This window comes from Vibrio sp. 1727, from assembly GCF_033344415.1.
Classification (GTDB): domain Bacteria; phylum Pseudomonadota; class Gammaproteobacteria; order Enterobacterales; family Vibrionaceae; genus Vibrio; species Vibrio alginolyticus.
Genome location: NZ_JAWPOT010000070.1, coordinates 1 through 1,209, shown reverse-complemented (window position 1 = coordinate 1,209; position 1,209 = coordinate 1). Strand labels below are relative to the sequence as shown.

Here is a 1,209-nt window from a genome sequence, read left to right as displayed (position 1 = left end):
CGAGCACGAATCACACTATATTTATGACCTGTTACAATCCAACAGCAGTGAAATCAAACCTGACGTACTCTCGACAGATACACACGGTGTCAATCATGTTAACTTCGCCTTACTGGATCTATGCGGTTACAGTTTTGCACCGCGATACGCGCAGTTCAGTAGTGTCATCAATGATCTGTTTGCCGTAACTGAAAATGAACACGGCGGCACCAACCTTGCCCTGAAAAAGCCCATCAGGACGAATGTCATCGAAACGGGATGGCAGGATATTAGGCGCATTGTTCTGTCACTTCAGACAAAGCGAACGACACAGGCAATGCTGGTAAGAAAGTTGTCTGGTTATCCTTCGGGGCACCCGACATTACAGGCGCTGACGGAGTATAATCGACTGGTCAAAGCGCAATATTTACTGGATTACATAGACAATGCCAGTTTGCGGCAGTACGTTCAGCGTGCCCTTAACCGGGGAGAAGCGTGGCACTTCCTGAGACGGGCTATTGCGTCGGTGAATGGCGATCAGTTCCGAGGCAAAAACGAGAGTGAAATCGCTATCTGGAATGAATGCGCAAGATTGCTTGCCAACGCGATCATCTACTTCAACTCCGCGATACTGAGTCATCTTCTGGGACACTTTGAAGCGAGAGGAGATGAAGAGAAAGCGGGTATCACTCGTGCTGTTTCGCCCGTTGCGTGGCAAAATATCAACTTAAGCGGAACGTATAACTTCACTAATACTGGGAAATTGCCCAATATTGGCGAAATAACAAGGCCGATAGTGGATGATTAGGCTCCAAGCTGAAAGTAAACCACCTCCGCAGCCATTTATTGGTGTGGTCTACAGAGGATTATGTCTTTTTAGAGGGGAAAATCCCTAGAACCCCTAAATGGTAATGCGGCAGGCATACGTTGTCCATATGTTGTAACTATTCATTCTATAAATTTTACTTGATCAATATCAAAAGTCAGGATTATTATGCCGATCGGTACAAAACTAACATAAGGATAGCGAGATGGTAGGCAAACACCTTAGAACGCCTCTTCTACTAATCTCATTTGCAGCGCCATTGGTGTTGTCTGGATGTCAAGATTCACGCGCCGAAGCACCTGCATCCGCCCCGCCACCACCAACGGTTGACGTGGCACAAGTGCTTGTAGAACAGGTTACCGAGCTTGATCAATACACTGGTCGATTAGAATCACCTCAAACCG

General features: G+C 46.8%; 1 protein-coding gene and 1 pseudogene. Both read left to right on the top strand.

Annotated features, from left to right (window positions below):
- A partial coding sequence (locus R8O10_RS23870) for a Tn3 family transposase (protein WP_318191780.1) occupies positions 1-787 on the top strand: 787 nt, incomplete at its 5' end.
- 223 nt (positions 788-1,010) lie between these two features.
- Positions 1,011-1,209 (top strand): annotated as a pseudogene (locus tag R8O10_RS23865) (efflux transporter periplasmic adaptor subunit); the annotation flags it as partial.